Annotated in this window: 5 protein-coding genes; 3 read left to right on the top strand and 2 right to left on the bottom strand. The window is 70.7% G+C overall.

The annotated features are described in order from the left end of the window. Positions 1 to 283: 283 nt before the first annotated feature. A complete protein-coding gene (locus tag KGA66_RS12160) occupies positions 284 to 829 on the top strand; it encodes a P-loop nucleotide/nucleoside kinase family protein (protein ID WP_211467837.1) in 546 nt (181 codons plus the stop codon). 97 nt (positions 830 to 926) lie between these two features. On the opposite strand, the gene KGA66_RS12155 is transcribed toward KGA66_RS12160, so the two are convergent. Next, positions 927 to 1,787 (bottom strand): hypothetical protein, encoded by an 861-nt coding sequence (locus tag KGA66_RS12155; RefSeq protein ID WP_211467835.1) that lies wholly within the window; start codon positions 1,785 to 1,787, stop codon positions 927 to 929. A 404-nt stretch (positions 1,788 to 2,191) separates the two neighbouring features. Between KGA66_RS12155 and KGA66_RS12150 the strand changes: the two genes are divergently transcribed. Continuing rightward, a complete protein-coding gene (locus KGA66_RS12150) occupies positions 2,192 to 3,934 on the top strand; it encodes an MFS transporter (protein ID WP_211467833.1) in 1,743 nt (580 codons plus the stop codon). A 32-nt stretch (positions 3,935 to 3,966) separates the two neighbouring features. Here the strand turns inward: KGA66_RS12150 and KGA66_RS12145 are convergent, their stop codons facing one another. Further along, positions 3,967 to 5,175, bottom strand: a complete 1,209-nt coding sequence (locus KGA66_RS12145) for an acetate/propionate family kinase (RefSeq protein WP_211467831.1) — start codon at positions 5,173 to 5,175, stop codon at positions 3,967 to 3,969. Positions 5,176 to 5,407: 232 nt separating this feature from the next. Between KGA66_RS12145 and KGA66_RS12140 the strand changes: the two genes are divergently transcribed. After that, positions 5,408 to 7,813: a phosphoketolase family protein gene (locus KGA66_RS12140; RefSeq protein WP_211467829.1), complete on the top strand. Its 2,406-nt coding sequence runs from the start codon at positions 5,408 to 5,410 to the stop codon at positions 7,811 to 7,813. Positions 7,814 to 7,864: the final 51 nt, after the last annotated feature.

The following is a 7,864-nucleotide window of genomic DNA, read 5'->3' as shown; positions in this document are numbered from 1 at the left end:
GCGGTCAGCAGCGTTCCGAACAGCACCGTCGCGGTCAGCGCGGCACTCTTGCGGCGGGTCGCGGCGTGGGTGGGCCGCGGACGCCCGAAGCTCTTCATATGCGTCCTTATATAGTGGGTGTGTCCGGACAGAACGGACACCATCAGAGTACTGCGAGCTGACGGTGATTTTCCGTAAGCATCCGGTAAAGAACCGGTTGCCGCCCGGTGCTCGCCCGGTCGCCGCGCGGTCCGCCACCCGGTTCACCGCGCCGTTCACCGCGCGGTCCTGCGATCATCACCGTGTGGACCCGCTCACCGCGATTCTTGTCAACGGCCTGCCGGGGGCGGGCAAGACGACTCTCGCCCGCGCCCTGTCACGCAGGATGCTGCTGCCGCTGCTGAGCAAGGACGTGATCAAGGAGGCGCACGCCGACGTGTTCGGCGCGCAGCCCGCGGACGGCCTCCCGCAGCGGCGCTGGAACCAGGCCTTCGGCGCGGCCGCGAGCGAGACGATGTGGGCGCTGCTCGCCGACGCGCCCGGCGGCGCGATCCTGGAGTCCTTCTGGCCGGCCGACTATCACCGCCTCGCGGCCGGAGGTCTGGCCCGCGCCGGCGTCGAGCGGCCGTTGGAGCTCTGGTGCGAGGTGCCGCCCGAACTGGCCAGGCAGCGCTACGAGCAGCGCCTTCCCCGCCATCCCATCCACGGGGCGCTCGCCGACGACGAGGAATGGGAGCACTGGCGGCGCACCGCCAGGCCGATCGGTCTCGGGCCGGTTCTTCGCGTGAACACCGGCGTGCAGGTGGACGTCGAACAGGTCGCGGCGTGGATCGGTCAGCACAGGAGCTGAACGGCGTCCCGAAGCCGGAACGCGTGCGCCGGCCGCGCCGTTCAGGCGGCCGAGGGGCAGGTGCGTGTGCGCGAACCGCGACGAGGACGGCCGGCGTTCAGCGGCCCGCGCAGACGTTCGCGAGCAGCATGCGCACCTGCGCGCGGCTGCGCAGCCCGTTCGGGGACTGCGGACGGAACCACGCGAACTGCGGTGCGCGCCCGTCGCTGCCGCGTACCGGATCGACCTGGAGCACCCCCGAGACGAGCGGCACTTCCCCGGCCCGGAACGTGATAGGCGCCCACAGGTACAGCAGACAGGCTTCCTCCGCGCGCTGCATGCTCGCCTCGTCCCGTGGGTCGAGGGCCAACCGCCTGGCGATGTCGGCCGCGTCGTCGCGCGGCCGCGCAAGCACCGGGCCGTACTGCACGTTGACCGTCGGGCCGGCCGCGGCCGAAAGCCAGCCGTCCTGGCCGAGCCGGAAGGGCGTATAGAGCGTTTCAGGCTCCTGATGGTTTTCGGCGTAGGCGGCGCCGAGGTCGGCGTTGGACGGGAAGAGGTACCACAGATCCCCGGGCATGAACCCCAGCGGCACTCCCGCCATCTGCACCAGCCACTCGGACAGCGCCCCGGCGAGCGTCGGCGCCAGGTCCCGGCGCACCTCGCCCGGGTCGATCCGGTGTCGCGGCCGGGTGTGCCCGAGCGGTTCGAGCCCGCGCAGCGCCGGATGGCTCCAGTCGATGCGATGCGGGCCGCCCGACACGAGGTAGGACGCTTCGTTCGCGCGGTCGTGGCCCAGACCCCATGCGTGCCGCTGCGTGTCGTACGGCCGCCGGCTCGGCAGCCCCGCATCCGACAACGCGCCCCGGTCGCCGACGGCGAGGCGGCTGAGCACGGCGTGACCGTGCGCGACGCCACGCAGTCGCGTGACGATCCGCGGCGCACCGTCGACGGCCGTCGGCACGTCGGTCTGTTCCACTGCCGCGCCGCGGTCGCGGCCTCGGCCGCCCGACGGCTCATGGAACGGAAGGTGGCGAAACATCATGGACCGCCTCCGGGTTCGGGTGATCCCCGCGGCCGTGCCGTCGGGACGCCGCGCTAAGCCGCGCTGCATCTAGAAGAGGTGCGGTATGCGGCCGGTGATACACGCGGCCGGGGTCGTTGACCAAGCCGTGATTAACGAGTCCGCCACGCGGTTACCTGGACGAGCCGCTCCTGCGCGCAGCGCACGGCCGATCCGCGGGCGCATCCGCATGGACGCGGCCACCGGCGATGGGGATAATAAGGTTACTTTTGCTAAGCAAATTGGCGCGGGTGTCCGGTGAGCCGCGGCAGGGTGAGCGGCCCGCGCCGCCCGGGGCGCCGGCGAAAGGGCGGATGCGGATGACGAGCACGGGAACTCAGGGCGAGACCACGCCGGGAGAGACGCAGGAGGCGATCCGCGGCCGGCGGCGCGGGTGGGTGAGCGTCGACCACCCGCGCTACAAGTGGATCGCGCTGTCCAACACCACCCTGGGCATGTTGATCGCGACGATCAACAGCTCCATCGTGCTGATCTCGCTGCCGGCCATCTTCAACGGCATCCGCCTCGATCCGCTGCGGCCCGGCAATGTCAGCTACCTGCTGTGGATGCTCATGGGCTACATGCTGGTCTCGGCGGTGCTGGTGGTCGCCCTCGGCCGCCTCGGCGACATCTGGGGCCGGGTGCGCATCTACAACGCCGGATTCCTGATCTTCGCGGTCACCTCGGTCATCCTATCCCTCGACCCGCTACACGGCGGCGGCGGGGCGCTGTGGCTGATCCTGTGGCGCATCGCCCAGGCGGTCGGCGGCTCGATGCTCATGGCGAACTCCGCCGCGATCATCACCGACGCGTTCCCGGCCGCCCAGCGCGGCATGGCGCTCGGCGTGAACATGGTCGCCGCGATCGCGGGCTCCTTCATCGGGCTCGTCCTCGGCGGCGTACTGGCGGAATGGAACTGGCGCACGATCTTCTGGGTCAACGTGCCGATCGGCTTGATCGGCACGGTCTGGGCGTACCGCTCGCTGCACGAGACCGGCGTGCGCAGGGCCGCGCGGATCGACTGGTGGGGCAACATCACCTTCGCGGTCGGGCTGACCGCGCTGCTGGCCGGCATCACCTACGGGATCCAGCCCTACGGCGGGCACACCATGGGCTGGACCGATCCGTGGGTCATCGCCGGGCTGGCCGGCGGCCTCGGGCTGCTGGCGGTGTTCTGCGTGGTCGAGATGCGCGTGGCCGAGCCGATGTTCCCGCTGCGGCTGTTTCGCAACGCGGCCTTCACGGGCGGCAACGCGGCGGCGCTGCTCGGCTCGATCGGGCGCGGCGGCATGCAGTTCATGCTGATCATCTGGCTCCAGGGCATCTGGCTGCCGCTACACGGCTACGACTACGCGCGCACGCCGCTGTGGGCCGGGATCTACCTGCTGCCGCTGACCGTGGGGTTCCTGGCCGCCGGCCCCATATCCGGGCACCTGTCCGACCTGTTCGGCGCCCGGCTGTTCGCGGCCGGGGGACTGGTGGTGATGGCCGCGTCCTTCGCCGGCCTGCTGCTGCTGCCGACGGACTTCGGCTACCTGTGGTTCGCGCTGCTGGTCTTCCTCAACGGGCTCGGCGGCGGCCTGTTCGCCGCGCCCAACACCTCGATCATCATGTCGAACGTGCCGGCCGAACTGCGCGGCGCCGCCTCCGGGATGCGCGCGACCTTCCAGAACGCCGGCATGGTGCTCTCGATCGGAATCTTCTTCTCGCTGATGGTCGCGGGCCTGGCCGGCTCCCTGCCGCACACGCTCACCTCCGGCCTGACCGCGCAGGGCGTGCCGCTCGCCGACGCGCGCACGGTGGCCGCGCTGCCTCCGGTCGGCACGCTGTTCGCCGCGTTCCTCGGCTACAACCCGATCCAGCAGCTGCTCGGCCCGCGCGTGCTCGGGCAACTGCCGGCCGCGAACGCGCACACGCTCACCGGCCGGCAGTTCTTCCCCACCCTTATATCAGGCCCCTTTCACACCGGCCTGGTCGTCGTCTTCTCGCTCGCCATCGTCATGTCCCTGATCGCGGCCCTCGCCTGTCTGGCCCGCGAGAAGAAGCCACGGCCTGAGGCGTAGGCGTAGGGGCCGCCACCACTCTCAGGTTTGGATCACGACGCGCCCAGCCCGGCCGCTTCGAGGGCCTGAACGGCGATTTCGAGTTCTTCGTCGGTCGGCACGACCAGCACCGGCACCGGCGCCCCGTCGGGGGAGACGAACCGCTCGCCGCGCCCGCCCGACCGGTTGCGCCCGTCGTCGAGCGTGATGCCCAGCCGTTCCAGCCCCGCGAGCGACCGGGCCCTGACCTCGGGGTCGTTCTCGCCGACGCCCGCCGTGAACACGACCGCGTCGAGGCGGCCGAGGACCGCGTAGTAGGCACCCACGTACTTCTTGATGCGATGGCAGTACACGTCCAGGGCCAGTCGCGCATCCTCGTCGCCCCGCTCGCGGGCCTCGTGCAGATCCCGCAGATCGTTGCTGCCGGCCAGGCCGCGAAGCCCGCTGTCGTGGTTCAGCGCCGCGTCGATCCGCTCGGCGTCAAGACCCGCGACCCGGCGCAGGTACTCGGGCACGGCCGGGTCGAGATCCCCGCTGCGGGTACCCATCACCAGGCCCTCCAGCGGCGTCAGACCCATCGAGGTCTCCACGCTGCGCCCGCCTTCGACCGCGCAGGCGCTCGCGCCGTTGCCGAGGTGAAGCACGATCAGATTCGCCTCCTGCGCGGGCTTGCCCAGCAGCGCCGCCGCCCGCCTCGCCACGTACTGATGCGAGGTGCCGTGGAAGCCGTAGCGCCGCACCGAGTGCTCTTCCCGCCACTCGCGCGGCACGGCATAGGTGTAGGCGGCCGCGGGCAGCGTGCGGTGAAAGGCGGTGTCGAACACTGCGACGTGCGCGATGTCCGGGAAGGCCTTGCGAGCCACCTCGATCCCGGCCGCGTTCGCGGGATTGTGCAGCGGGGCGAGCGCACTGAGCTCCCTGATACCCGCGAGCACCGCGTCGTCGATCAGCGTCGGCCGGCCGTAACGCGTCCCGCCGTGCACGACCCGGTGTCCGACCGCCACCGGCGCCGTCCGGTCCAGGTCCGGCCCGGCCTGCTTGAACGCGGCCAGGATCGCGTCCAGGGCCTGCGCGTGATCGGCGAAGCGCTCCCGCGTCTCGTGCGGCGGGCCGTCGCCCGCACGGTGCTTCAGCAGCCCTTCGCCGCCCTCGCCGATCCGGTCGACCAGCCCGGTGGCCAGCCGCCCCCCGCCGTCCAGGTCGATCAGCTGATACTTCACCGACGACGATCCCGCGTTGAACACCAGCACGGCCCGCCCCATCCGCCACCTCCGCCGTCGTCCGGGACCCGCCCGGCCGCCTCGTCGAGACGCTTAGCGCGCCCGATCTTTACGTTCGCCGTTGCCGTGTACCCGCCCCAGGTGCGTTCGACCCGGCGCCGGTAGGACCAACGACCCATCCAGATCACCGGACTGAGCCACCACGCTGGTCTAGACGAAATACTGAAGGCAGAAGATCCGAAGAGGGAATGTGAAGCCGAAAGGGGCACCGGCCATGGCCGACCGCGAGGCGGGGGCGCTATCCCGTCGCGACCTGGACCTGATCGACGCCTATTGGCGTGCCGCCAACTATCTGTCGGTGGGACAGATCTACCTGCTCGACAACCCGCTGCTGCGCGAACCGCTGCGCGAGGAGCACATCAAGCCGAGGCTGCTGGGCCACTGGGGTACCACTCCCGGCCTGAACTTCCTCTACGCGCATCTCAACCGGCAGATCAAGGCGCGCGAGCTGGAAGCCATCTACATCACAGGGCCCGGACACGGCGGCCCCGGCCTGGTCGCCAACGCGTACCTGGAGGGCACTTACACCGAGGTCTACCCGCGCATCGGCCGGGACGAGGAGGGACTGCGGCGGCTCTTTCGCCAGTTCTCCTTCCCCGGCGGCATCCCCAGCCATGTCGCCCCGGAAACCCCGGGCTCCATCCACGAGGGCGGCGAACTGGGCTACTCGGTCGCGCACGCCTACGGTGCGGCATTCGACAATCCGAACCTGCTGGTCGCCTGCGTGGTCGGCGACGGCGAGGCCGAGACCGGGCCGCTGGCCGCGTCCTGGCACTCGAACAAGTTCCTCGACCCGGTGCGCGACGGCGCGGTGCTGCCGATCCTGCACCTGAACGCGTTCAAGATCGCCAACCCGACCGTGCTGGCCCGCATCCCGCACGAAGAGCTGGAGAAGCTTTTCGAAGGGTACGGATACCGTCCGATCACGGTCGAGATCACCGACCCGAAGGACCACGACGCGGCGCACCAGGCGATGGCCGCGGCCTTCGATGACGCCCTGGACGACATCAGGGCCATTCAGCAGTCGGCGCGCTCCGGCCCGGGCGCCGTCGAGGGCGGCGTCGTCGAACGGCCGCGCTGGCCGATGATCATCCTGCGCTCGCCCAAGGGCTGGACCGGTCCGCCCTCCGTCGACGGCAAGCGCACCGAGGGCAACTGGCGCTCGCACCAGGTGCCGCTGGCCAACCTGCGCGAGAACCCGGCGCACCTGGCCCAGCTGGAGCAGTGGCTCGCCTCGTACCGGCCCGCCGAGCTGTTCGACGAGGCCGGCGCGCTGATCCCGGAACTGGCGCAGCTGCCGCCGCGGGGAGCGCACCGGATGAGCGCCAACCCGCACGCCAACGGCGGCATCCTGCTGCGCGACCTGGACCTGCCCGACTTCCGCGACTACGCCGTCGACGTCAAGGAGCGCGGCACCACCTTCACGGAGGCCACCCGCGTGCTCGGGGTGTTCCTGCGCGATGTGATGAAGCGCAACGAGCGCAGCGCCAACTTCCGGGTCTTCGGCCCGGACGAGACGGCCTCCAACCGGCTCGGCGCGGTGCTGGAGGCCACCGGCCGCACCTGGCTGGCCGGCACCGAGCCCGACGACGACGCCGCCCTGGCCCCCGACGGCCGGGTGATGGAGGTGCTCTCCGAGCACATGTGCCAGGGCTGGCTGGAGGGCTACCTGCTCACCGGCAGGCACGGCTTCTTCTCCTGCTACGAGGCGTTCATCCACATCGTCGACTCGATGTTCAACCAGCACGCCAAGTGGCTCAAGACCACCCGCGAGATCCCGTGGCGCCGCCCGATCGCCTCGCTGAACTACCTGCTGACCTCGCACGTGTGGCGGCAGGACCACAACGGCTTCTCGCACCAGGACCCCGGCTTCATCGACCACGTGATCAACAAGAAGGCCGAGATCGTACGGGTCTATCTGCCGCCGGACACCAACACCCTGCTGTCCGTGGGCGACCACCTCCTGCGCAGCCGCCACTACGTCAACGTGGTCGTCGCGGGCAAGCAGCCCACGCACAACTGGCTGTCGATGGACGAGGCGGTGCTGCACTGCACCCGCGGCATCGGCATCTGGGACTGGGCCTCCACCGACGAGGGCGCCGAGCCCGACGCGGTTCTCGGCTGCGCCGGCGACATCCCGACACTGGAGGTTCTGGCCGCCTGCGCGATCCTGCGCGAGGCGTTCCCCGACCTGAAGCTGCGCGTGGTCAACGTCGTGGACCTGATGCGCCTGCAACCGGACACCGAGCACCCGCACGGCCTGTCCGACCGGGAGTTCGACTCCTTGTTCACCACGGACCGGCCGGTCGTGTTCGCGTACCACGGCTATCCGTGGCTGATCCACCGGCTGACCTACCGGCGCACCAACCACCACAACATCCACGTGCGCGGATACAAGGAGGAGGGCACCACCACGACGCCGTTCGACATGGTGATGCTCAACGACCTGGACCGCTACCACCTGGTCATCGACGTGATCGACCGGGTTCCCGGCCTGGCCGTGCGCGGCGCGCACCTGCGCCAGGCGATGATCGACGCGCGCGCCCGCGCCCGCGCGTACACCCGTGAGGTCGGCGACGACCTTCCCGAGGTGCGCGACTGGGTGTGGCCGTACAACTGATCACGGCCCGCTTGACAGCGGCGGCGGTCACGGCTCGTGCCGAGGCCGCCG

It is taken from the genome of Actinocrinis puniceicyclus (assembly GCF_018283645.1).
GTDB classification, from domain to species: Bacteria; Actinomycetota; Actinomycetes; order Streptomycetales; family Catenulisporaceae; genus Actinocrinis; species Actinocrinis puniceicyclus.
The sequence above is the reverse complement of the archived record's forward strand: the minus strand, read 5'-3'. Positions and strand labels throughout refer to the sequence as shown.